This window comes from Parapedobacter pyrenivorans (genome assembly GCF_014636865.1).
Taxonomy (GTDB): Bacteria; Bacteroidota; Bacteroidia; order Sphingobacteriales; family Sphingobacteriaceae; genus Parapedobacter; species Parapedobacter pyrenivorans.
The window spans coordinates 2,283,352-2,306,901 of sequence record NZ_BMER01000001.1 but is presented as its reverse complement, the minus strand read 5'-3'; the positions used below and the strand labels follow the sequence as shown (position 1 = coordinate 2,306,901).

General features: G+C 43.4%; 20 protein-coding genes and 1 tRNA gene. 9 read left to right on the top strand and 12 right to left on the bottom strand.

Translation table 11 applies throughout. The features are described 5' to 3' along the window. Position 1 precedes the first annotated feature (1 nt). The gene (gene thrA / locus IEV98_RS09085) at positions 2-2,449 is read right to left on the bottom strand and encodes a bifunctional aspartate kinase/homoserine dehydrogenase I (protein ID WP_188505535.1); all 2,448 of its coding nucleotides are present in this window, start codon (positions 2,447-2,449) and stop codon (positions 2-4) included. A 395-nt stretch (positions 2,450-2,844) separates the two neighbouring features. On the opposite strand from thrA, the gene IEV98_RS09080 reads away from it, so the two are divergent. Together IEV98_RS09080 and IEV98_RS09075 are read left to right on the top strand one after the other, a co-directional pair. After that, positions 2,845-3,447 (top strand): C40 family peptidase, encoded by a 603-nt coding sequence (locus IEV98_RS09080; RefSeq protein ID WP_188505534.1) that lies wholly within the window; start codon positions 2,845-2,847, stop codon positions 3,445-3,447. 153 nt (positions 3,448-3,600) lie between these two features. Next, positions 3,601-4,113, top strand: a complete 513-nt coding sequence (locus IEV98_RS09075) for a phosphoribosyltransferase family protein (RefSeq protein WP_188505533.1) — start codon at positions 3,601-3,603, stop codon at positions 4,111-4,113. 28 nt (positions 4,114-4,141) lie between these two features. Here IEV98_RS09075 and IEV98_RS09070 read toward each other — a convergent pair whose 3' ends face one another. The 5 genes from IEV98_RS09070 to IEV98_RS09050 all read right to left on the bottom strand — a co-directional run bounded on the left by IEV98_RS09070 (position 4,142) and on the right by IEV98_RS09050 (position 10,043). After that, positions 4,142-5,602, bottom strand: a complete 1,461-nt coding sequence (locus IEV98_RS09070) for a LysM peptidoglycan-binding domain-containing protein (protein WP_188505532.1) — start codon at positions 5,600-5,602, stop codon at positions 4,142-4,144. Between the two features lie 237 nt (positions 5,603-5,839). Further along, the gene (gene tatA / locus IEV98_RS09065) at positions 5,840-6,037 is read right to left on the bottom strand and encodes a twin-arginine translocase TatA/TatE family subunit (protein WP_188505531.1); all 198 of its coding nucleotides are present in this window, start codon (positions 6,035-6,037) and stop codon (positions 5,840-5,842) included. A gap of 85 nt (positions 6,038-6,122) precedes the next feature. Beyond that, the gene (locus IEV98_RS09060; protein WP_188505530.1) at positions 6,123-7,409 is read right to left on the bottom strand and encodes a murein hydrolase activator EnvC family protein; all 1,287 of its coding nucleotides are present in this window, start codon (positions 7,407-7,409) and stop codon (positions 6,123-6,125) included. Between the two features lie 122 nt (positions 7,410-7,531). Further along, positions 7,532-8,275, bottom strand: a complete 744-nt coding sequence (gene lolB1, locus IEV98_RS09055; RefSeq protein ID WP_188505529.1) for a lipoprotein insertase outer membrane protein LolB1 — start codon at positions 8,273-8,275, stop codon at positions 7,532-7,534. A gap of 22 nt (positions 8,276-8,297) precedes the next feature. Beyond that, on the bottom strand, positions 8,298-10,043 hold the full coding sequence (locus IEV98_RS09050) for a tetratricopeptide repeat protein (RefSeq protein ID WP_188505528.1): 1,746 nt from the start codon (positions 10,041-10,043) through the stop codon (positions 8,298-8,300). A gap of 104 nt (positions 10,044-10,147) precedes the next feature. On the opposite strand from IEV98_RS09050, the gene rplM reads away from it, so the two are divergent. The 5 genes from rplM (at position 10,148) to IEV98_RS09025 (ending at position 13,777) form a co-directional block, all read left to right on the top strand. Continuing rightward, positions 10,148-10,591 (top strand): 50S ribosomal protein L13, encoded by a 444-nt coding sequence (gene rplM, locus IEV98_RS09045; protein ID WP_188505527.1) that lies wholly within the window; start codon positions 10,148-10,150, stop codon positions 10,589-10,591. An 11-nt stretch (positions 10,592-10,602) separates the two neighbouring features. Then, entirely contained in the window at positions 10,603-10,989 is a 387-nt protein-coding gene (gene rpsI, locus IEV98_RS09040; RefSeq protein ID WP_188505526.1) for a 30S ribosomal protein S9, read from the top strand. Positions 10,990-11,010: 21 nt separating this feature from the next. Then, a complete protein-coding gene (gene rpsB / locus IEV98_RS09035; RefSeq protein ID WP_188505525.1) occupies positions 11,011-11,880 on the top strand; it encodes a 30S ribosomal protein S2 in 870 nt (289 codons plus the stop codon). Between the two features lie 220 nt (positions 11,881-12,100). Next, positions 12,101-12,940 (top strand): translation elongation factor Ts, encoded by an 840-nt coding sequence (gene tsf / locus IEV98_RS09030; RefSeq protein WP_188505524.1) that lies wholly within the window; start codon positions 12,101-12,103, stop codon positions 12,938-12,940. A 375-nt stretch (positions 12,941-13,315) separates the two neighbouring features. Beyond that, positions 13,316-13,777 (top strand): response regulator, encoded by a 462-nt coding sequence (locus IEV98_RS09025; RefSeq protein WP_188505523.1) that lies wholly within the window; start codon positions 13,316-13,318, stop codon positions 13,775-13,777. Positions 13,778-13,792: 15 nt separating this feature from the next. Here the strand turns inward: IEV98_RS09025 and IEV98_RS09020 are convergent, their stop codons facing one another. From IEV98_RS09020 to IEV98_RS09005, 4 genes are all read right to left on the bottom strand, one after another. Next, positions 13,793-14,878 carry a hybrid sensor histidine kinase/response regulator gene (locus tag IEV98_RS09020; protein ID WP_188505522.1) on the bottom strand — a complete coding sequence of 362 codons (1,086 nt, stop codon included), beginning with the start codon at positions 14,876-14,878 and terminating at the stop codon, positions 13,793-13,795. A 70-nt stretch (positions 14,879-14,948) separates the two neighbouring features. Beyond that, positions 14,949-17,075 (bottom strand): sensor histidine kinase, encoded by a 2,127-nt coding sequence (locus IEV98_RS09015; RefSeq protein ID WP_188505521.1) that lies wholly within the window; start codon positions 17,073-17,075, stop codon positions 14,949-14,951. 74 nt (positions 17,076-17,149) lie between these two features. Next, the gene (locus IEV98_RS09010) at positions 17,150-17,857 is read right to left on the bottom strand and encodes a GNAT family N-acetyltransferase (protein WP_188505520.1); all 708 of its coding nucleotides are present in this window, start codon (positions 17,855-17,857) and stop codon (positions 17,150-17,152) included. Next, complete coding sequence (locus tag IEV98_RS09005) at positions 17,854-20,169, bottom strand: Rv1355c family protein (RefSeq protein WP_188505519.1); 2,316 nt, start codon at positions 20,167-20,169, stop codon at positions 17,854-17,856. The genes IEV98_RS09010 and IEV98_RS09005 overlap by 4 nt, the downstream gene beginning before the upstream one ends. A gap of 456 nt (positions 20,170-20,625) precedes the next feature. On the opposite strand from IEV98_RS09005, the gene IEV98_RS09000 reads away from it, so the two are divergent. Beyond that, positions 20,626-22,116 (top strand): MBL fold metallo-hydrolase, encoded by a 1,491-nt coding sequence (locus IEV98_RS09000; RefSeq protein ID WP_188505518.1) that lies wholly within the window; start codon positions 20,626-20,628, stop codon positions 22,114-22,116. Here IEV98_RS09000 and IEV98_RS08995 read toward each other — a convergent pair. Both IEV98_RS08995 and IEV98_RS08990 read right to left on the bottom strand, forming a co-directional pair. After that, the gene (locus IEV98_RS08995; RefSeq protein WP_262892480.1) at positions 22,084-22,809 is read right to left on the bottom strand and encodes a sulfite exporter TauE/SafE family protein; all 726 of its coding nucleotides are present in this window, start codon (positions 22,807-22,809) and stop codon (positions 22,084-22,086) included. The genes IEV98_RS09000 and IEV98_RS08995 overlap by 33 nt on opposite strands. Positions 22,810-22,972: 163 nt before the next feature. After that, positions 22,973-23,046 (bottom strand) — tRNA-Met (locus tag IEV98_RS08990). A 95-nt stretch (positions 23,047-23,141) separates the two neighbouring features. On the opposite strand from IEV98_RS08990, the gene IEV98_RS08985 reads away from it, so the two are divergent. Beyond that, positions 23,142-23,519, top strand: a complete 378-nt coding sequence (locus tag IEV98_RS08985; RefSeq protein WP_188505517.1) for an START-like domain-containing protein — start codon at positions 23,142-23,144, stop codon at positions 23,517-23,519. Positions 23,520-23,550: the final 31 nt, after the last annotated feature.

Genomic DNA, 23,550 nt, shown 5'->3' with positions numbered 1-23,550 from the left:
ATTAAGCACCAACATTAACCAAATCGGCAAAAACACCGGCTGCCGTCACCTCAGCACCAGCTCCGGGGCCTTTTACAACTAGTGGACGTTCACTATACCTTTCCGTCGTAAATGAGATGATATTGTCGCTTCCCGAAAGCGCAAAAAACGGGTGGTCATTACCCACCATTTCCAAAGCGATGTTTACTTGCCCCGCTTCCAATTTGCCCACATATCGGAGCACTTTATTCTCCTGTTGCGCCTTGGCTTTCAAGGCGTTGAAATAATCGTCTGCTGCTTGAAGTTCGCGGTAGAAATCATCTACAGACGTTGCCTGAACGCATGCATCAGGCAATATAGCGTCCAATTGCACATTTTCAGGCTCAAGTGCATAGCCCGCGTCTCTAGCCAGTATCAACATCTTACGCATAAAATCGGTGCCTTTCAGGTCGTCCCGGGGATCCGGTTCGGTATATCCTAATTGTTGGGCGGACTTGACGACATCATAGAATGATGCAGCACCTACGAAATTATTAAAAATATAAGAAATCGTACCTGAAAGGATCGCTTCGATACGGATTATCCGATCACCACTCAACATCAGGTCGCGAAGCACACGCACGATGGGTAAGCCCGCACCCACATTCGTTTCGTAGAAAAAGTCGACACCATGCTTGCGAGCGGTCTCCTTTAATGTTTTGTATTGATTGAAACGGCCCGAATTAGCAATTTTGTTACAGGTGACAACAGATATGTTGGATTGAAATATTTCTTCATAATAGCGAATAGGGTGCTCGCTTGCGGTATTATCAACAAATACACAATTAGGCAGGTTCATCAACTTCATCCGCGATACAAACGATGCCAAATCGGCTTCCTCGCCCGACTGTTGCAGTTGTTCTTTCCAATCTCCCAATGCGATGCCATCGCTATTAAACAACATCTTGCGCGAATTGCCAATTCCAACAATTTTAATTTCAATGTCATTATGATCCAATAGGAAACCGTGTTGTTCCCGAATCTGCCGAAACAACGTGGAACCAATGTTGCCCGTACCTACGTTGAAGACATGCAGCGTTTTATTCAGTTGAGCAAAAAAGGCATCGTGCACGGCATTCAAGGCTTTAGAGAGGTCCGATTGGGAAATAATCACCGAAATATTATATTCCGAAGAGCCTTGTGCAATTGCACGCACATTAATGCCGTTTCTGCCCAGTGAATGAAATAATTTACCAGATATGCCTGGTGTCTGTTTCATGTTTTCTCCCACAATAGCCAGCACGGATAGATTCTCCTCGATTTCCGGTTGTACTAATTTATTAGCGTGTAACTCCAGTTCGAATTCGCTTTCGATTAACGCCTTCGCCCTTGACGCTTCGGTGGGATGCACGGCAAACGTGATGCTGTGCTCGGATGATGATTGGGTGATCAATACCACGTTGATTTGTTCCCTTGCCAATAAGGTAAATAGCCGGCCGCTGAAACCAGCCCGGCCTATCATGCCGCCACCAACAAGATTGATGACACTGATTTCCGAAATGGAAGATATACCTTTTATGGGAAATGTTGTCCCGCCGCTATCGTATTGAATCATTGTACCTGAAAACTCAGGATTGAATGTGTTGCGGATGACAATGGGAATCTTCTTCAGAAAGGCAGGAATCATCGTGGGCGGGTAGATGACCTTAGCTCCAAAATAAGAAAGTTCCATTGCTTCGGTATAAGAGAGCACAGGTAGCGAAAATGCTTTCTTGACAATACGTGGATCGGCAGTAAGCATCCCATCCACATCGGTCCATATTTCGATAGCATCAGCGCCCACCGCCGCGCCTATGAGCGCCGCCGTGTAATCGCTCCCTCCTCTACCCAATGTGGTCACCCTCCCCTTCTCGTTGGCGGCGATGAATCCGGTAACAAACAACAACTTTGCTGGGTTTTCGGCTACGTATGTCCAGATACGCTGTTCAGAAAGTGCCTGATAAACGTGCGCGCTCCCAAAGTGGCTATCTGTCTGAATGAGCTGTGTGGCATCCACAAATAACACGTTGGGAAAATACTGCTCAGCGATTTTGCTAACCAAAAAGGTCGAGCACCGCTCGCCGTAGCTCAGTATCAAATCTCTACTTTGCGCGCTCAATTCACGGAGGTTAAAAACACCCTGCAAAAGATCATCCAGTTCATTAAGGTAAATTTTCAGTCTGGTGAACACCGGATTTTGATACTTTATTGCCATCAGTTGCTTCACGACCGAAAAATGGCGCGCTTCGATCTCTTCCATGCCCCCTGTAAAGTCTCTTCCTTCGGCGGCATCTGCCGCAAGTCGAGTAAGCAAATTAGTTATACCCGCCATAGCAGATAAAACAATGACCGGTTGCTCACCGGAATCTTGGGATTTTCGCACGATTTCAAGCACCGCGCGGATGCTATCGACAGAACCTACGGATGTACCGCCAAATTTGAGTATCTTCATTTGTCTAAATTAGCTTCAATTCAAATCCTATGAAACCAAAAACGCCTCCCTGTATTCGAGGAAGGCGCTTTATGGTTTTATCGTGATGACTACAACATAAATTACTTCCTCCGTGCTTTATCCCCGGTGGTAATAATTGTTGTAGTCGTCGTATATTTACTCACTTCTATTGATATTTCCGCGACAAAGGAAAGGGTTTATTTTGAAATTAGCAAGAAAAAAGTCCCATTTTTGCGATTACTATACTTTTTGAGTTTTTCAAAACAAAATTAACTTTCTTGCATTTTTTAACTTGCACTAATGGATTTTTTAACATAGCTTTGCCAGCTATCGGTCGTAAAACATGATATGCCGATAACAATCAACGTCTGCATGTTTTATTTAAAGGCAATTTAATGAAGAAAAAAACATCAATAGCTTGTATGCTATTTGCCTGCCTATTTGCCATATCGCAAGCTCAGACTTCATCAACCGACCAACCCGCCTCAAGTCCGTCAGACCCGGATAATCTAGCCAAAGATTACTTCTCGCAAATAATGGGTGTTGCCGTATCCGCATCCACTAACACGAAGCTGTATCAGTTCGTTTATGAATGGATTGGCACTCCTTATCGCTTGGGCGGGAAGACAAAGAAAGGTGTTGACTGTTCTAAATTTGCTTACGAGGTTTACCAAAATGTCTTCAACACCACGCTTGGCCACAATAGCCGTAATATCTACACACAGGTGGATCCTATCCGGAAGGATGAGCTGAAACCCGGGGATTTGGTTTTTTTCAAAATAAGAAGCCGTAATATCACTCACGTAGGCGTCTATATTGGCGATGATAAATTTGCCCATGCGTCGTCGAGTCGCGGAGTGATGATAAGCGATTTGAATGAAGCTTACTGGAAACGTTACTATTATAATGGCGGCAGGATGCTTACAGCAGCTACCCAAAATGCATCCGAGGATGAAGAAGGCCATCTAAGTTCAACCCCGGCACCGCCGATAAATTGAGTCGGGAAAAAAGTACCTGCAAACTGCATTTTCAAATCCGTGCTACGTAAATCGAATGCGCGTTTTTTTTTTTGCCGAATGGGTATTCATTTGCACTTGAAGGCTTGATGAATATTTCTTACTTTTACCAAACCGATTCACTACGAATTAAGTATGTCTGCAAAAAAAGTTTTAATCCTTAATCAGGAACAAATCGAGAAAAAGACCATTCGCATTGCTTACCAACTGGTGGAAGATAATTTCGAAGAGACATCATTGGTATTGGTGGGAATCGCGGATCGGGGCTATGTATTTGCGCAACGACTGAAGGCGTTGCTGGAAAAAATCTCCGTACTCGACATCCTGCTTATCCGTGTAACGCTGGATAAAACCAGCAGCATACTAAATGCGAAAACGGATATTCCTGTCGAACAGGCAAAAGGGAAAGTAGTGATATTAGTAGACGACGTATTGAATAGCGGACGTACACTGGCGTACGGCATGGGCGTATTTTTCGATGTACCACTTAAAAAGATGCGCTCCGTTGTATTGATAGATCGTAGTCATCATAAGTTCCCTATTTTCAGCGATTTCTCCGGGCTAAAACTTTCAACCATCCTGAAGGAACATGTTTCCGTAAACCTTCACGAATGTGATGGTGGCGAAGACGCGGCTTGGCTGGTGTAGTATAATAGGACAGGGTTTTGTTTTAAACTCAGTTCACCTTGATTTTCAGCATCATACCCGGCTTAATACTACTATTATTCAATCCGTTATCCGATTTAATTGCTGATACACTTGCACTACGATGGCGTTTTGCAATGCCCGACAATGTATCTCCTTTTTTTACTCGATAGGTAATATAGGAGTCCGATATCGTTTGGGACGGCCTGCTTGAATTGGCGTTATCACTCGGACTAAAGACTCGAAGGCGCTGGCCAGGAACGATCGTATTGTTCTTGATGCCATTCCAAGCGCGCAGGTCTTGTACCGTAACCTGATGCCGCTTAGCTATGATACCTAATGTTTCTCCCTTACGTACGCGGTGAGTAGTAACGTGAGCTGACGCGGGAGCAGCAGTCGCATTATTATTATCTCCGCCATTTACGGCGTTGACTACTGACGGTGCCGTATTAGAGGTATTCAACACCGCATACAAAGCTGGATACGTGCGTGGGGCTGCTTCGGGCAGTACCAACCTTTTCGGGAACTCCGGGCTACCATTAACGACACCTCTTTTGTACGCTGGATTTAGCGATTTGATCAACTCTTCTTCGACTTCAAGCGCTTTGGCAACACCACTTAACGGCACGAATTTTTGAACGGACACTGTTTCGGTTTCCGTCAATATTCCTGAATCCGCAGGCATTATTCCATGCTCTTCATGATAACCCAACATATAAGTGACAGCGATAAAAGCGGGCACATAGTTGCGGGTCTCGCGCGGCAGATAAGGGCTAATCGCCCAATAATCCGGACTACTTAGCCCAGATCGCTGAATAGCCCGCAATATGTTTCCCTTACCACAATTGTAAGAAGCTATGGCCAATAACCAGTCACCAAAATCATTATAAGCATCCATTAAATAGGCGGCAGCGGCATAACTTGCCGCCACAGGATCCTTGCGTTCATCGATATAATTATCGATAGCTAAATCATACATCCGGGCCGTCGCAAACATAAATTGCCACAAGCCTGTCGCCCCTACCCTAGATACCGCGTGAGGATTCAGTGCAGATTCTACAATAGATAGGTATTTGATTTCGTCTGGAATCCCCTGCTCCGCAAATACACGCTCATAAATCGGGAAGTAATATTGCCCCAACCCCATCATACGCGAAAGGTGTTTTTTATAACGATCCGTACTGTATACATCAATATAGGATTGTACTTGGGCATTGTAGGTAAGCGGGACGGTCTTTTGCAGGTATACTAACCGTCCTTCAACAGTCTCTGGCACAAATTCAAAAATCGGAGAATTGCCAAGTTCTTCTTCTAGGTATACAAAATCAATACTATCTGCAATCAACTCAAGCTGTATATCGATATGATTTGCGATGCTGTTTTCGCTGGTTAAGGTATCCAAAAGCGAATCACTGGGCGTAGTTTTCGAAAGCGCCAATTGGGCACACAACATACTACTCACGGCTATCGCCGAAACTTTCTTTAACACCATGTTTTCGTTAGTCGGTATGTATTTGCCATAAACCTACCTAACAGCTATAACCTTAGCTTGCTAGTGTAATCGATTAAATTTATTGTGGTTAAGTCTATCCTACGTTGAATAACGTAGCTATCAGATTATTATTGCATAGTATGCAAACAAAAAGGTGTGATTTACGCACAACATAATAGAACTCATACCAAATGGTAATTGATTTGGCATAAAGTTCTATCCACTATCTAACTAAGTCTATTGTTTGTTCTCTTCTAATTCTTCCTTCGGGCTTTCCTTGGGATTCTCTTTCTGACCCTCTTTGAATTCCCTGATGCCACGCCCCATACCGCGCATCAATTCGGGGATTTTCCGGCCGCCAAACAACAAAAGAAGCGCCAAAACAATCAGAATAATCTCTTGCGCACCGAGAAATAACAACACTGAATCTAACATAATCGTTGTTTTAATTTTAGTTACCCCCCTACTCCATTAGACGGGGCTATTTTACAAATGTACGTATAATATTTTATTTGCGTAATTATTTTGCCAACCAAGGTTCGGGATTTATCGGCGCCGCGCCCTCCCAAATTTCAAGATGCACTTCGGAGGTTCCGTCTTCTGGATCCACCAATGCGGTTCCCAATACCTGTCCTGGCTGTACGACCTGTCCACGTTTTACCGTTGGGCTACCTAATTTGGTATAAACAGAAAAATATTTACCATGTTGGATAATAATAGATATGTTCCCCTGCATATTTAAGACTGTATGTACGGTTCCATCAAAAATTGCCCGGACCGGCGCATTATTACCTGTCCGGATATCAATGCCGTCATTCTGCACGGTTACCCCCCTGCCTATTGTATGCCGGCCAAACCCCTGTGTAATGACACCCTGCTGGACAGGCCATGGAAGTCGACCCCGATTGCTGGCAAAGTCAGCCGAAAGCTTCGCTGCTGCGGGGGTATTGGCTAGTACTTCCGTATCACTCTTACGGACAGCGGGCTTCTCCGCCTCCACTTCCTTCACGGTTTTTCCCGTTCGTTCAGCTTCCAGCGCCAACGCTGCCTGACGGGCTTCCTCTTCAAGGCGCCGTTGCTCCGCTATTTCCCGTTGAATGGCTGTTCGTATTGCCCTCGCCAGACGTTCGTCTTCTTGCTGCTTCTTTTGAAGTTCTTGCTTGAATTGCTTTTCTTGATGAGTAAGCGCTTGCAAGACCTTAGATTGTGAGCCTTGCTCCTGTGCAATGACTTTACGTTCTTCCTGTTGTTCAGCGAGCAATACCGCCTGTTCCTTCTTGCTCGCCTCCAACTGTGCAACTTTAAGGGCAATTGCCTGCTGCGTATCCTCAATTTCAGTTGCACGTTCTTTTCGGGATTCATTGAATTGTTGTAAATACTTAACCCGCTTGAATGCTTGATTGAAATCCTTAGAGGCAAAGATAAACATCATTTTATTGTACGCATTTTTATTGCGGAAGGCAAACATAATCATGCTTTCGTAGTCCTTACGCAACTTTTCCAATTGGCTACGGAGGTTTTGGATGGTTTTGTTGTGGGATGCAATCTGATTGTTAATGAGCCTAATTTCACTGTTGATTGTACTGATTTTCTGCTCCCGTAGGCGCAGTTGGGTGTTTAACGCACTCACTTGCTTAAGCGAGAGGCTCCGGTCACTCGATGTAGTTTTAAGGCTTTGGTTGAGTTGTTCGATTTCCCTATTCAGGCGCTCCCGTTGTTTCTTGAGCTCAGCACTGCTTTGGGCATAACAGGAAACCAATGCCAAAAAAAACGCGACTACGCTTAACGTAACTCTAATAAAACTCATCAATATGCTACTTTATCTGACAAAGACGCTAATCAACCCCTTCACGTCCGGATCGCGCTACCGAGCCATTTATTGTCTGCGAAAGTAATAAATCTACGTCGATAATCATGCATCCTTTAGTATTATTGGATTTCCTTGTACCTCGAGGGCACACTGAACGGCATTTCCACTTCTTCGTTATAGACTACCCGACTATAATTCATATCAGACCGCAAATCCAAGTCTTGAGCAGTTATTGAGATTTTCACATGATGTGGAAAATCATATCCTACAGCTTTCCGATAATCGGAATAAAAAGCTTGCAGCCGCTGACCACGTCGGGTTTCATCCATCGAGGTATACATGGTACGATAACTGGTATCCAGAGCAGCTACATATAACAAATCATTTGAATCTCCTCGTAAAACGTAGCCCTCGTCATTTTTAAAAACCGCGGTATCCTCTTGATTCTCTTGCCCCATCACATTTCCAACCAGCAAATGTTGCAAGCTCGAAAAATCCAACCCATCGCTTGTAAAATTATAGAGGTACTCAAATGGTTTCTGCATATATTCGAATTGCAAACGATTAATGATCTTAATGCTATCAGGTGTAATCAATACCCGCCCCACTTCGATACCCATAAGCGCTGTTATGGAAATCCAAATTGCCTTGCTATGTTCAATACGCACATTAGCTGTTACGTCATAGCTGTCCTTATTAAGGACAATGCGGCTTTTGGCTCGGCCGCTGAATGTCGCATAATGCAACTGACGCTGAGCAATATTGCCGAGAATATTCAATCTTTCAGTACGCGACACACGTTTCTCCATACCCTCCGTCGGAGCCAGCCGCTTTTTGGAAGCGCATGAAAACAATACGGCCACTATTATACAGAAAATTGATCCCCTAATCAATGTAGCGCTTCGCATCAATTTTTTTTGATAACTTATCAATATTCTTGCCAACCGCCTGGGACATGGTCTTGGCCTTCTTCCACTGCACGATGGCCGACTCAATGTCCCCTACCTTGGCCAGGATATCACCATAGTGTTCCAATAGTGTATCCGAAACCGTATCGGAGCCCTTAATGGCCTTTTCGATCCAAAACAGTGCATCCTGGTACTCCCCTTGCTGAAAGCGTATCCACGCATACGTATCTTGGTAGGACGGGTAGTCCGGCGCTAATTCATTCGATCTCTTTGACATTTCGGCGGCTAGTGGCAATTTCTGTTTACGCAACGCCAGATAGTATGCATAGTTATTTAGTGCGTAAGCATTTGTGCTATCCAATGCGATAGCTTCCTCATACGCCACGTCGGATTCAGCATACATTCCCAACGTATTGTAAACATCACCAAGGTTACTATACAACTGTGTAAGCAACGGAGTATGCTCCTCACTCGCGTTGTTCAAAGAAGCCTCCAAATACTTCCGGGCCTCCTGGTAGCGCTGGTTACCCATGAAACCATGCCCGGTAAAGAAGAGAATTATTGGGTGGTTCGGAAATAGGGCCAACGCCTCTTTTCCATGCGCTTCGGCATCGTCATACTTTCCCAATTGGAGCTCTACTTGCAACAACTGTTGCCAAATGACATCAATATACCGATTAATATCTAAGGCTTTCAGATAGGCTTCACGGGCCTTGTCCAACTGGTTCAATTGCATGTAAATGTCACCCCTTACTGCATGTGCTTTTGTCTCCAAGGGATATGTCTCGGTGAGTAAATCCGCCAAACCCGTCAGGGAATTTGCAACAAGGGGGTGTTTGCGATTCGCAATGGCAGCGTATAATATGCCGGCTTTGGCATCGATATCCAATTTGTCGCTTCTGAACGCCTGCTGAAGAAAATCATTTGCATGTCGCTGTTTACCCATTGCCAAATAAGCATCTGATTTACTGAGTAAAACAAGCGGATCGTCCGGAAAAAGATCCGCCGCTTCATCCAACAAGGAGATTGCTTTTCTGCTCTCACCAATATCGGTATATAGCTCGGCCAGTAAGATATATCCTTTGCTCTCCATCGGCTTTTCGGAAATCAATAGCCGCAATTGTTCTATCGCTGAGTCCTTGTCGCCTTTCGCCAAATAAACTTGATACTTGAAAAGGTACTGATCGTCAGCTTCCCCAAACCGCGCACTTATCGTATCATACACAGCTAGCGATGCGTCGTATTGTTTATCTAAGTATAATACATGCGCCTTATCATGATAATAGCTTACACTATCCGGACGGAGCCTGATCAGCTCATCGAATATGACCGGAATTGCCTTCAAATTCCCAGTTTTTCGATAGGTATCCAACAACATGGACCAATACCATTCGTTATCCCCGTCGAGTTGAGTAGCACGTAACGCCGACTGTTCCGCCCGCTTGTAATCCTCGTTTTCGAGATAAATTCGGGCCAGTTCGAAATGGGCTGCATCGTTATCTGGCTGCAACAATATCAACCTATCAAACGTCTTTTCGGCGGCTGCCAACTGGCCAGAAGTTTTCTGCTGAATCCCTTTAAAATATAAATCCTTGATTAACAAGCTATCTCCCGCACTAAGCATCTTTGGCGCCCCACTTTTTTCCTGGGCAAAGGTGACGTTTCCAACCATCACTAGCCCGCCTACCATAACAACCCGCCAAAACGGAAGTATCTTAATCATTACTTGCCACATAACTTTGAAAAATCAATTTTATTATTGTACCTTTGCAGTCCCTTAAAATCAAGGGGCTAAATATATTTATTAATTATTTCAAAACAAAGCAAGTGAATACGTTAAGTTACAAAACTGTCTCTGCCAACAAAAACACCGTCACCAAGGAGTGGATTGTTGTTGACGCTGAAGGCGAGATTTTGGGGCGCTTGTCATCCCAGATTGCTAAGGTAATCCGGGGGAAACACAAGCCGTCGTACACCCCACACGTAGACTGCGGTGACAATGTGATTGTGATCAATGCAGACAAGGTTAAGTTGACTGGCAATAAGCTCAATGACAAGGTATATCAGCGATATACCGGCTATCCGGGCGGCCAGCGTTTCGAATCTCCTAAGCAGTTGCTGGCCAAGCATCCAACGCGTATCTTGGAAAAGGCGGTGCGTGGTATGCTGCCAAAAAACCGGCTGGGAAGCGCATTATTCAAGAACCTGTACGTATATGCAGGTAACGAACATCCGCATGCAGCGCAGAATCCAACAACTGTTAAATTCTAAGGAGCAAAGAAATGTCAACAACTAACACTTCAGGAAGAAGAAAAACCGCAGTTGCCCGCATTTACTTAACTGCTGGCGGCGGCAACATTACCGTAAACGGTAAGGATTTCAAAGAATATTTCCCAACATTGCCATTGCAATATATTGTAACCCAAAGCACAGAAGTAGCCGGCGCAACCGGTAACTATGATGTGAAAGTTAACGTAGCCGGGGGCGGCATCAAAGGACAGGCAGAAGCCGTTCGTCTGGCGATAGCCAAAGCGCTCATCACGCTCGACCCGGAAGTGAAACCTGCCCTGCGGGCGAAGGGATTGGTAACGCGCGACGACCGAATGGTTGAGCGTAAGAAACCAGGACGTCGTAAAGCGCGCAGGAAATTCCAATTCAGTAAACGTTAATCTTTTAAGGAGAACAAAAAAATGGCAAGAACAACATATCAGGAATTATTGGATGCGGGTGTGCATTTTGGACACCTTACCCGCAAGTGGGACCCGAAAATGGCCAAGTACATTTTCATGGAGCGCAACGGCATTCATATCATTGATTTAAATAAAACCCTCACCAAATTGGAGGAGGCTGCCTCCGCAATTAAACAGGTGGTAAAATCCGGCCGGAAAGTACTCTTTGTGGCCACGAAAAAACAAGCAAAAGATATCGTCTCGGATCAAGCCAAAGCGGTAAATATGCCTTTCGTGACCGAACGCTGGCTCGGAGGCATGCTTACTAACTTTGCTACTGTTCGTAAATCAATCAAAAAGATGTCGAACATCGACAAAATGACAAAGGACGGCACCTACGATGTATTATCGAAGAAAGAAAAATTGATGATACAACGTGAGCGCATCAAATTGGAAAGCCTCTTGGGAGGTATTGCTGACTTGAACCGTTTGCCTGCGGCACTTTTTATTATCGATGTTAAGAAAGAGCATATTGCGGTAAGCGAAGCGTTGAAACTGAATATCCCTACGTTTGCAATGGTAGATACGAATTCTGATCCTACCAACATCGACTTTCCCATCCCATCCAATGATGACGCGACCAAATCCATCAGCCTCATCACGGCAATAATAGGGAAAGCCATCCAAGAGGGACTTGAAGAACGCAAACGCGACAAAGAGGAAGAAGCTGAAAAAGAAGCCGCCGCTGCAAAAGCAAAAATCGATAGCGGGGAAGAAGTAGAAGCGGAAGTAAAAGACGCAAAAGCTGATTTCGATGCCTCAGGAAAACGCCCGCGTAAAGCGAAGGCCGAAGCGACAGCCGAAGCAGAAGGCACTCAAGACGGAGAATAACCGTCTATACGAAACCGGATGGTAAATGTGGGGCTTCGGAAGGACTGACTTTCCGCCAACCGATTGCCATCCGGTTTTTTCATCACTTGCCGGCGATCTTTGCAACAGGCAGAAAGGAAAGTAGATTCCACGTCATTTTTAGGGAGCTTTCCTAACGGAAAATACAAGTGACGGAATTCGAAAACAATACAATTGCAAATTACAAAATAAGGAAAATAAAATGTCCACAGTACAAATTTCAGCATCAGACGTAAACAAACTGCGACAACAAACCGGCGCAGGTATGATGGATTGCAAAAAAGCATTGATCGAAGCGAATGGCAATTTTGAAGCGGCTATCGATTATCTTCGAAAAAAGGGGGCGAAAGTGGCCGCTAGCCGTCAAGACCGCGATTCAAACGAAGGGGTAGTTATCGCTAAAACAACCGATGACGGTAAAACCGGCGTTATCATAGAGCTAAACTGCGAAACCGATTTTGTAGCGAAAAATGCGGATTTTATCGCATTTGGGGAAGGTATTGCGGACGTTGCGGTAAACCATGTTCCTTCTTCACTTGAAGCGTTGAAGCAACTTGAAATAAACGGCGTAAAAATCGCGGACTTATTACTCGACCAAACCGGTAAAATCGGCGAAAAAATAGATGTGTCCAAATATGAAATCGTAGCGGCGGAAAAAGTAGTAGCCTACATACATGGCAACTATCGATTGGGCGTATTGGTTGGTCTTAATCATGCGGTAGACAATGCCGATGAGGTCGGCAAAGACGTCGCCATGCAAATTGCGGCAATGAACCCCGCAGCCATCGACAAGAGTGATTTGGATGCCCATACCATTGAGCGAGAGTTGGAAATTGCCAAGGAGCAAATCCGGGCAGAAGGTAAGCCTGAGGAAATGGTAGAGAAAATTGCACAAGGAAAGCTCAATAAATTCTATAAAGAATCTACCCTACTGAATCAAGAGTTTGTAAAAGACTCATCTAAGAACATTGCACAGTTTTTAGATAGTGTTTCCAAAGGGCTCACTGTTACCGTTTTTAAGCGGGTACAATTGGGCGCTTAAGAGCTTAGCTTTCTTCGGAAAATCTTTAACGTAATTAGTCAGAATCATTGATAACGAACCACCCCCTTAGAATCCCAACTTCTAACGGGGTGGTCTCTGCAGTGCAATCAACCATCATTCATCTATTGCGCAATAAATATTGCTATTAGGATAATTGAGTCCGGGCATCCTGTCATTTTAATACAAAAAACTGATTTTCTCACGGTTTTAGCTCGAAATATTAATTATTGTTGTCCGATTAATAATAAAATCAGTAACTTGGAATCTGCGATTAAAGCGCTCACTTATTAGCGCCTAAAATCGAATCTTGCAAGGATGTGTCTGTTGGTGTCATAAATAAGAACACATTTACAAGGCTTAAAAAATCACCGAAATATGGAGACGAAAATTTCAGTTTTGTATGTGGATGATGAAGAGAATAATTTAATCTCTTTCAGAGCTACCTTTCGCCTAAAATATAAAATTTATACAGCGCTGAATGGCACCGATGCTATTCAAACTGTCAAGAATAATCCCATTGACATCATCATCACCGATCAACGGATGCCGCAAATGACCGGAGTTGAATTTCTCGAAGAAATCATTAAGGTGGATCCGGATCCTGTACGTATTCTACTCACCGGTTACGCAGATATGGGTGCTGTAGTCGATGCCGTAAATAAAGGCAAGATTTTCCATTATTTGAGCAAGCCATGGAGCGAGGAAGAGTTAGACGAGACCATTCAACGAGCTTATGATATTTATTCCGAAAGAAAAAAAATAAAGGAATCATTTTCGCAACTTGAAGTAACTAATGAGCAACTTGAGTTTCTCCTCAGGCAAAAACTACTTTCCTAACCATACCAAACTTTGCTATTTACCCGGTATTGTTACAGCAAACGTAGTCCCTTCTCCTTCTGTTGAGCTGACTTCAATTTCACCTCGTAATTTAGCCAACGCGCTTTTTACATTATACAACCCGAAACCCGTACCTTCCGCTTGATCACTTCCCCTAAAAAAGAGCTTAAAAATCTCTCCAATATCCTGCTCAGCAATACCGATTCCCGTATCGCTCACCTGTATGGTTGCTTTGCCGTTGTCTACAACTACCGATAGTTTCACGATTTTACCGTCGCCATCCTTTTTTTGATACTTGAAAGCATTTGATAGCAGATTGTGCAAGATAAGCTTTAAGGTCGTTTCGTCACTTTTGAATTCTTCCTTTTGACTACTATCGATCGTAAATTCAACGTTATTACTTTGCGTATAGACACTGTAAAAACTCCTCAAATACTCAAATAACGACTGAAAATCAATTTCAGAAATCGTAAGCTCACCCCGCTTTAACAAGTAATAGTCGTGTAGGCTGTTGATATAAGCGTTCAGCCTTAATACCGAACTCTCCATCAATGCCAGAATCTCGTGAATTCGCTCAACGGAATCAAACTCCAGCCCCAGTTTTATAGCAGATAGCACCCCGGTCAACGGATCACGTAAGTCATGGCTCACGCTGTAAGCAAACTTGTCCAGTTCATCGTATGCCTTTTGGAGTTCGACATTCCGAATATCCAACATGGAATTTGTGATATAGAACTTGTTGGCCTCTTCGATCGACGAGATAATCTCTTCTTCTACCCAAGGTTTACGTACGAACCTGAAAATATGCCCTTTATTTACCGCATCTACAACCGTTTCCATATCTGCATAGGCTGTTAATAGAATCCGCACAGGTCTTGGAAAATCGAGTTTTATATGGTGCAAAAAATCTATTCCGGTTTCTCCAGGCATCCGTTGGTCACAAAAGATAATCCTTATATTCGGATTTGAACGCAGTATATCACGGGCTTCATCCGTACTGATTGCGGTATATATTGGATATCGATACCTGAACGTAGCCTTAAAACTGACCAGGTTGTTGGCCTCGTCATCAATGTAAAGTATTTCCGGATACTGGAGCATCGTGAAGGAAAGTTTATAGGGCCAATGGACTAAAAAGCAAAATTAATATAAATGATTTAATAAAGAACACTTATTGTGTTTGTTGTTTGCGCGGCAGGACTATCAAAAACTTTACGCCTTCGCCTACCGAGGATTCGATCTTAATTTCCCCTTGGTGCTTCTTTATCGTATTGTAAGCAATTGACATCCCTAGCCCTGTTCCCTCTCCCACTTCCTTTGTTGTGAAGAACGGTTCAAATATTTTTTCCTTCACTTCGGTCGGCATACCAATGCCATTGTCCCTGATGGAAATATAGATATTTTCAGTGTCAGCTTCCGTCTTGATTTCAAGTATTCCACCGGAATTTCCATCGAATTTTTTGTTAATTGCGTACAGTGCGTTGGTAATGATATTCAAAAACACCTGATTGAGCTTTCCCGGGTAACATTCTACCAATGGTAATTCACCGTATTTTTTGTCTACGGCTACCCCCTCCTTCACCACGCTGTTAAGAATTACCAATGTCGACTCCAGTCCTTCATTGATATCTGCGAATTTCAATGAGTCCTCATCTACCCTTGAGAAAATACGGAGGCTTTTTACGATTTCGGCAGTCCGATATGCTCCTTCATGCATACCCTTTAACAGAAAATCTACCTCTACTTTAAGATACTCAAGATCAAGTTCTTCTTTATAGGCATTGATGCGCTGTTTTTTTTCCGACAACGATAAATCTGACAGTGCAATATTTTCAATCTCATCCATGGCATTCCAAACCATATCGACATCTCGTTTTAATGGCGCAACGTTGGAAGTGACAAAATTGATCGGATTGTTTATTTCATGCGCAACACCTGCCGTCAATTGGCCGAGAGAAGCCATTTTTTCGGCTTCCACCAGTTGTGCTTGTGTTTCCTTCAAATGGGTTAATGTGTTTTGCAGCGATTCATTCGATTCCTGCAATGCATGGGTACGTTCCTCCACTCGCTGTTCAAGGATAATATTTTGCTCGCGAATTAGCTTTTCGTTTTCTTTGGAAATTAATAAAGCCTCAGCTTGGGATTCTTCCTTCTCCTTTTTGTAAATATTTATTTTGTCAGCCAAAGCAAATGACAGCAGGGCAGCTTCCAGCGCCGACCCTATTAAAATCGAATTATTGGTAAAACTATTAAAGGGTAGGACACCCGCATCTTTCATTATATATATAATTACTCCGCCTAGAAAAAAAGACCAGGCTATGCAGAAAAATAATGCAGGTTTATACTTCTTTTTATAGAATATATAAAATCCGCTAAGTAAAACCAAAGCTGAGCTAAGGGCGGTATTTACCTGTAATATTTGCTGACCAATGATGTAATGCCCAAAAAGGTATAGAACAGCAGATATAACATAAATAGCAATTGTGGCGCATAAAGCGGCATAGACAGCCTTGAAAAAATGCTTGACATGTAAAAAATTAAACGTGAATAGAATTGAAAAAACCCCGGCTAAAACTGTAATAACATGGTTAGCCTTAACAATAAGCCACGTAGAATCAGGCCATAGAAATTTAGCAGCGTACCCCTTTAAGCAAGCTTGGGTAAGTCCAACTACTAAAATATACAAAACATAATATAGATATTGCCTATCGTTAGTTGATAAATAAAGAAAAAAATTATAAAGGAACATGACCGCGATAATCCCTGAATAAATACCAAAGTACAACTGGTCATTGGCTACCCATTCCAAAATAGTTGCACTCTTACCAATGGTAATGGGAATTTCCATTACACCATCTCCAGAGGCTTGAAAGAAGAACGCCGTACTAGAGTCAGGAAGAAGCTTAACTCTGAAAATAGGATATTGCGTATTAAACTCCCGCTGATAAACGGGGGTTGTATTTGGCAACTTTTGAACGCCAATTTGGCCATTTGTAATGCTGTAGAAAACCAAATTATTAATATTTGCATTTTGGACTTTAAGCAAAAAAACGCTGTCCCTACCGCGATTTACGGCCTCCACTTTAAACCAAAAGACGGATTCGCTTAATCCATAATTTGGAGAATGGTTTGATAGAGTTTCAAAATCTCTATGAATAAGGTCTGCAATTTTAAATTGACGATGCCGGTCTTCAATAACGCCTATTGTGAAGGAAACGTCGTCCCCATCCGCTAAAGCAGAGTCAATTTGAGCCGTTAAAATGCCAAAAGCAAAAAAAAAGATATATGAGAAGAACATCTTATATTATATTCAAATATTCTTATAATTTTCGCAAGAGTAAAATTATCTTACAAGAATAGTAATTTTTTATTTTATACTTTATCCAATGACAGGTCATACGCTATCATGATCTCGCCTTTCGGGCCTCTTTCTATTCTATCTTGGGTAGGGTTCTTGTCAAATTCCTTTACAAACAATTGATTATCTTCTGTAGCATGTGATAGCTCATTAACATCCCTGATGACCATCGCAGTAGCAACCAAATCCAGTTTGGGATAATTAAAAAAACCATCATTACCTAAAGCGCGTTCGATAACAAAACCAGCGCGCCCGCCCATTCTTACCGTCGCCGGGGCACAAAGTGCAAACAATGTTTTAACATTCAGTTTTCTTGCTAATACGATAATTGCTTTAGTTAAGTGAGCGCTACCTATCCCATATCCAGCAACCTCCCTTGAGTTCCATAAACCACATAGCTCCGCAGTCAGATGTTTTTCACTATGCTGCTTGACCAAATCATGTATCTTAGTATCAACTTTGCCTACCGCTTCTTCAATGGGCAACATTAACTCTTCATCAGCTATCTGGAGTCGCGCTCCACCAAAGAGCCGACCATCAATTTTAGATTCAACCAATACAACATAGGTGTTTTTATGATTGGTCCACAATGGCTTATTAGAGGTAATCATCGTAATTCCATAAATTTCTAGCACCTTCCGGTGTCCTTCTATAAAGCTTGCACATGACTTAGGTTCATCTACTGCACGAAAAGCTCGGAATGTAGCAGAAATCATATTCATTTGTCTCTCTGAAAAAAAACTTCCTCCAAATTTAACCTTAGTGAATTCACAGTTGGATCCTCGCCTTTGAACAGTCTGAAGAAGAATAAAGGCACTTCTTCTGTTAAGTTAATACTAAATATTGAATTAAACTCATCATCTAGTTGGGCAAACTGATTCTGAACGCTAGTAGGCATATCTTTACCCTTTCCAAACCTTAGCCTTGTAAAGTGCAATATAGGTGCTAGTAATGGCTGCAATGAAATATTATTTTTACTCGTAGTCATCCAAATCCGTTCTAGCGCCTTACCTGCTTCGAGACAATTGATTGCATCAAAGGTCGGCATAGTGATAAGTCCAACCGATGAAGAGGTTCTTATGAGGTTTGCTGTCATATTTTCCAGCGCCTTACCTAAACCCCAATCCGCAACTAGCTTTATCGCTTCCGGATCTCTGGCCACCCTAAAACCTATTGTATCTTTGGCACTCAACTCAAGTGTTCGCACATCTAATCCATCTTTCGTTTTTTCTGTCTCCTCCGTCGTCCATCTTAACTCCTTCTCAAATAATTCGTAATGGCCTTGCGGTATAAAAAGTCGCAATTTCTCAGATTTACCAGCAATTTCTGCCAATTGCTGTAAACCTTCCGCATCATCGATAAACCTAAGCGATGCTCCTTCAATTGGCTCTATCGATTGCTGTATTTCAACGAGATCTCTGAACTCCAATTTCAGTCCATTACCTTGATGTCTATTGGTACATCGTGTGTGAATATAGGGTGCCAGATTGTTATCGACTGGTTGAGAAGGCACAAATGAAATAACAGCTATCAGAAGAGGTACATCCGGTAATGGGAAAAATTTTTCTGCCACACCCACCCCTATAGCACTCGCTTTCAGGCTTAGATTTTCCATTGCGGCCCCAAATGTCATATAGGATGCCATGTTCTCAAAATCCCCGAACGATTCAGAACGCTCGATATCGTGAAATAGGTACAGTCTTACTCCATCAAAATACCATTTCCATGGTTGGTTATTTCCTGGAGAAGGCGCAACTATTGCTGCCTCAACCAACACTTTAAGCGTCTGTTTACTGATTGAATATGCTGTTTTTTCCTCAAACTTCGGCACCAGGTTAGCAATTCGAATCATTTCATCCTTGGTCAATGATTTCTTTGTATATGCAAAGCCGGGTGTCTGCATCTTAGGCTCACCAATCAATTCTTCTAAATCAATAAAATACCTCCCTGATTGATAGAATTGGTTTAATAGCACCCTTCTACATACGTCCGCTGTAATTCCTCCCCCCATGGTAACGGCACTGGCTAATTGCGGCCAAGTAGATATCGTTTGCCCTACTTCAATAGCCGATGCCTTCATTCTCACTGACAAAGTTTCCACACCGGCAAACGCAAGTATATATGGAAGTTTCTGTTCATTGGTTTTGAGATTCTTAAAATTTGAAACATCTAAATGTTCCACAAACCCATGCAATATTGGTCTATTTGGTTCCAAATCAAAGCGTTCTATATCAACTGTCCCTCTATCACTGGCTTCCATAAGTACCGGAATAGCGTGCTTCTTAGCCGCAATTCTACAGTTAATCTTAATATCCACGCCATCACATTCGTCGATAAGTAAATCGAGCTTACCACCCTGCAACAAGAAGCTGTCCAAGTTTTCAGCTGTTATGCCTTCATGGAAGCAGGTCACTTTCAAAAACGGGTCAATCTCAGCGATCTCTCGGGCAACAATAACGGTTTTTTTCAACCCCATATTTTGAACGCCGCTCCTTAGCCTATTTAAGTTGGTGATTTCCAACTCATCAAAATCCGCAATCCTCAATTCTCCGCAACCGCGCTCCATACAAAGCGTGAGCGACACCGATTGTCCTACAGACAGGCCAATAACTCCCACTTTCTTTTGCATCAACAGTAACTGCTCATCATCTGTAATTTTGTAACGATTGCGGTTGGTGCGCATGGCTATAAATTCGTCTTCATCCAGAATATGCACCAATGTTTCATTCCACGGATAATATACCCAGACTCCGTATTCCAGCTTGGGAATACCCGTTAGATGATCATTCACCAAACGCTCGATTTCGTCCGCCACCAATGTTTTTTTGGGATAAAACGACTTTACCAATTCTCGCAATTGCTGGTCTATCGTGTCAAAAATTCGGATGAAAGGTTTCTGTTGAAGCAAATTACGCAGATCGCTGCGGTCAACCTCATTCCCTAATCTAAAAAACAGCGGTACCACCACATCGTCTAGCAATGGGGTAACCGACGCCTTCTTCAAAATATCCTGCAGCAAAGCTTTGGTTGTCATATATCAAAATTAATCATTCAAATTAGAAGAAAAACGCTAGTTTATTAATATGTCGTTAGGTCTTTATAGTACATTAAATTACCAAATACCTTTGGTACATTCAGTGCATAAAGTTAAAGAAATAACCCTTTAGTTCAAATTCTTCACCGTCAATTTTGAAGCTGGTTCCCATTAAATATAATACACTGAAAACAAATTATTTGCAGCACATGTCGTTTCGAAAATCCCCCAACCTTCGGGCCGTAGCATCTTTATCTTATCTTTGTATTATCAGGAATTCGGGATTCAGGCGTGCTTACTCCCCGAACTTGTGCGGCTTCTGCAGAGCAACAGCCCTTAGGAGTTAGCTACTGCTAACGAAGCAATACTCTGCCAGCCGAAGGATGAAGCCAGGTAATAGGATAGCACGAAAGAACGGAAAGAAAAAGAGAATCCCTTAATCTAAAATCAGCAATAATGAAAAAAATAAAAAAACATCAACATACCAAATTGCAAGTGCTCGCGGTATCGCTGGGAATCCTACTGCAGACAAACGGCGCCTTTGCTCAAACACTCTTCTTTGAGCGGGTATTTGACGAAAGCCTTGCACAGGCAAGTTATGTAATTGGCAGTCTGAAAACACGTGAGGCAATCGTGATAGACCCCAAGCGGGATATTGACACTTACCTAAAAATCGCCGAATCGAACAACCTCCAGATTACCCGCGTCGCCGAAACGCATATCCATGCGGATTTCCTGAGCGGATCTCAGGAACTGGCAACCGCAACAGGCGCCGAATTGCTCCTTTCAGCAGCGGGCGGCAAGGAATGGCAGTACGAATTTGACCATATTCCGTTGAATGATGGCGATAGGATAGACATGGGTAAACTGCTACTGCAAGTCATGCATACACCGGGGCATACCCCCGAAAGCATCACCTTCCTGCTGATCGATCCGGCGATATCCGAAAAACCGCAAAAGGCCCTGACAGGCGATTTTGTTTTCGTGGGCGACGTGGGCCGCCCCGACCTTCTGGAAATGGCAAGTGGACAAATAGGCACAGCCGAAGAGGGTGCGAAACAGCTATATCGGTCAATCCAACGTTTTTCTGAATTGCCAGATGGGTTGGAAATCTGGCCAGGGCATAGCGCAGGGTCTTTCTGCGGTAGGTCGCTGAGCGACATCCCGCAATCGACATTGGAACAGGAAAAGTTACTAAACAAAGCATTTCAATACCATGGCGACGAAGGGGGCTTCGTGGATTATGTGCTTGATGGCCAACCCAGCGTGCCAACGTATTTTGCAGTGATGAAACAATTGAATAAGGCACGTCACCCACTACTGATCGAAATTCCAAATTATCCGAAATTAAGTGACGAAGCATTTCTCAGGGCTTGGAAAAACGGGCTACAGGTTGTCGATACCCGTAACAAGGACGAAGTGGCCAATGGATTCATCCCCGGTAGTGTCCACATCGAGGGAAGTAAATCGTTCGCTACGTGGGTGGGATCACTGTTGGATTACCAACAGCAACTTATTTTGGTGGTGGAGGATGAAAGGCTTGAGGCGATCACCCGCCAACTCATGCGTATCGGAATGGACAACATATATGGCTACGTATCTGAAATCGAGCGTCTGGGCATAGCATTGGAAAGACCGGATATTATCGATCTCCACACATTTAAGGCACTGAAGAACAAAAACAACGTTCAAGTCATTGACGTCCGTACCGAGGCCGAATATCAAGCAGGCCATATCCAAGGAGCGGAGAATATTCCCTTGCCAATGCTAGAAGCCAACCTCAACAAGGTGAGTAAGGAAAAGCAAATCATCGTCCATTGCCAAAGTGGTGCTCGATCAGCTGTTGCCTATTCCATACTAAGAAAGCACGGTTTCGAAAACATCAGCAATTTTTCGGGCGGCATGAATGCATGGCTAGCGAAAGACAAAGAGCGACTCCATCAATAGCAATACCCCAATACCGATCAGGCCAATATAAACGTAGGTAAAAAAAGAGGTGCCGTTCATTCGGCGGTTGACCGCCCTCCCCAAAAAAGTAGCCAAGAAGACAGCCGGTAGGCTCCAAAGGAAAAGCGAGGTAACCTCGGCCACCCATAGTCCGTTTATCCAATAGCCAATCATGCCCATTAGACTCGCCGGAAGAAAGTAGCCTTGCAGTGTAGCTCTGAAATGCTGTGCAGACCAACGCCGCATGGCACCATAGACAACCAAAGGAGGTCCATTAAGCCCGTACGCACCGCCAAACACACCTGCTAATAGCCCGCAAAGGAATAGTCCAAATTTAGTATCGGTTTCGAGCGTTATGCCCCGTCCAAATAGCGAGTAAAGTGAAAATCCGATGATGACCACTGCCAGTAATGCTTTTACCCATTGCTCTTCCACACTTGTCAGCAACCAAAGTCCCACTGGTATACCCAACATGGAAAAAAGCACCAACCATCCAGCGCTCTTGTAATGAATCTTTCGCCAATCTTGGGCAACAACAACCCCTGCTACCGCAACGGATACTAACACCGAAACTGGCACCGCAATTTCAATGGGCAGGTAAAACGCTAACAGTGGTACCGCGATAAGCGATTCACCGAATCCGAAAATAGACCGGACCAAGGTCGCCAAGAAAATAACTAATACCGTATATATTGTGATAAAGTCGATTACTGCTTAGTTTAACCCGTTGCCAACGGTAACACCTCCCTTTCAGCCATCCAATAGTTGCTGGATAACCTGGGCAAAAATAAGGTTTATGTGGCGGCAAACCTAACGCTACTAAATAGAAAAACCGACACATTATGTGCCGGTCTCGTAGCGGGGAGCAGGATCGAACTGCCGACCTTAGGGTTATGAATCCTACGCTCTAACCATCTGAGCTACCCCGCCAAAAAATTAGTTTGCAAATATAGTTTATTTTCCCTTTCTTTAGAAAAAAAGTTAATAAAGAACAACAAACGCAAATTATTACTATCTTCATTGGCATGGCAGAAAAAATCAAATTCCATTTGGAATACGAAATCAAGTCCTCACCAAAAATCTTATTTTCCTTCTTGCATGAGCCCAATGCATTGGCGCAATGGTTTGCAGACGATGTAACATACAAGGATGGCATTTATGAGTTTAGTTGGGACGACGAACAACATACTGCCAAGCTTATCAGCCTGAAAGAAAATAAATTGGTGAAATACAAATGGCTCGATGACGAACCCTATCATTTTGAGATGGAAATCGTACAGGATGAGCTCACCAATGACGTAGCCTTGGCAATCACTGATTTTGCGCGAGAGGAAATCCTCGGCGACCGCAGGTTAATCTGGGATAACCAGATAGAATACCTCCAAAGCGTGATAGGTGCCTAAAAAATACTACCTTTGTACATAAGGTAGTTTT

What these genes read in the sequence shown, in the direction of transcription:
- thrA (WP_188505535.1), bottom strand. Translation starts at nt 2,449, where the DNA reads ATGAAGATACTCAAATTTGGCGGTACATCCGTAGGTTCTGTCGATAGC.
- IEV98_RS09080 (WP_188505534.1), top strand. Translation starts at nt 2,845, where the DNA reads ATGAAGAAAAAAACATCAATAGCTTGTATGCTATTTGCCTGCCTATTT.
- IEV98_RS09075 (WP_188505533.1), top strand. Translation starts at nt 3,601, where the DNA reads ATGTCTGCAAAAAAAGTTTTAATCCTTAATCAGGAACAAATCGAGAAA.
- IEV98_RS09070 (WP_188505532.1), bottom strand. Translation starts at nt 5,602, where the DNA reads ATGGTGTTAAAGAAAGTTTCGGCGATAGCCGTGAGTAGTATGTTGTGT.
- tatA (WP_188505531.1), bottom strand. Translation starts at nt 6,037, where the DNA reads ATGTTAGATTCAGTGTTGTTATTTCTCGGTGCGCAAGAGATTATTCTG.
- IEV98_RS09060 (WP_188505530.1), bottom strand. Translation starts at nt 7,409, where the DNA reads ATGAGTTTTATTAGAGTTACGTTAAGCGTAGTCGCGTTTTTTTTGGCA.
- IEV98_RS09050 (WP_188505528.1), bottom strand. Translation starts at nt 10,043, where the DNA reads ATGATTAAGATACTTCCGTTTTGGCGGGTTGTTATGGTAGGCGGGCTA.
- rpsI (WP_188505526.1), top strand. Translation starts at nt 10,603, where the DNA reads ATGTCAACAACTAACACTTCAGGAAGAAGAAAAACCGCAGTTGCCCGC.
- rpsB (WP_188505525.1), top strand. Translation starts at nt 11,011, where the DNA reads ATGGCAAGAACAACATATCAGGAATTATTGGATGCGGGTGTGCATTTT.
- tsf (WP_188505524.1), top strand. Translation starts at nt 12,101, where the DNA reads ATGTCCACAGTACAAATTTCAGCATCAGACGTAAACAAACTGCGACAA.
- IEV98_RS09025 (WP_188505523.1), top strand. Translation starts at nt 13,316, where the DNA reads ATGGAGACGAAAATTTCAGTTTTGTATGTGGATGATGAAGAGAATAAT.
- IEV98_RS09020 (WP_188505522.1), bottom strand. Translation starts at nt 14,878, where the DNA reads ATGCTCCAGTATCCGGAAATACTTTACATTGATGACGAGGCCAACAAC.
- IEV98_RS09015 (WP_188505521.1), bottom strand. Translation starts at nt 17,075, where the DNA reads ATGTTCTTCTCATATATCTTTTTTTTTGCTTTTGGCATTTTAACGGCT.
- IEV98_RS09010 (WP_188505520.1), bottom strand. Translation starts at nt 17,857, where the DNA reads ATGAATATGATTTCTGCTACATTCCGAGCTTTTCGTGCAGTAGATGAA.
- IEV98_RS09005 (WP_188505519.1), bottom strand. Translation starts at nt 20,169, where the DNA reads ATGACAACCAAAGCTTTGCTGCAGGATATTTTGAAGAAGGCGTCGGTT.
- IEV98_RS09000 (WP_188505518.1), top strand. Translation starts at nt 20,626, where the DNA reads ATGAAAAAAATAAAAAAACATCAACATACCAAATTGCAAGTGCTCGCG.
- IEV98_RS08985 (WP_188505517.1), top strand. Translation starts at nt 23,142, where the DNA reads ATGGCAGAAAAAATCAAATTCCATTTGGAATACGAAATCAAGTCCTCA.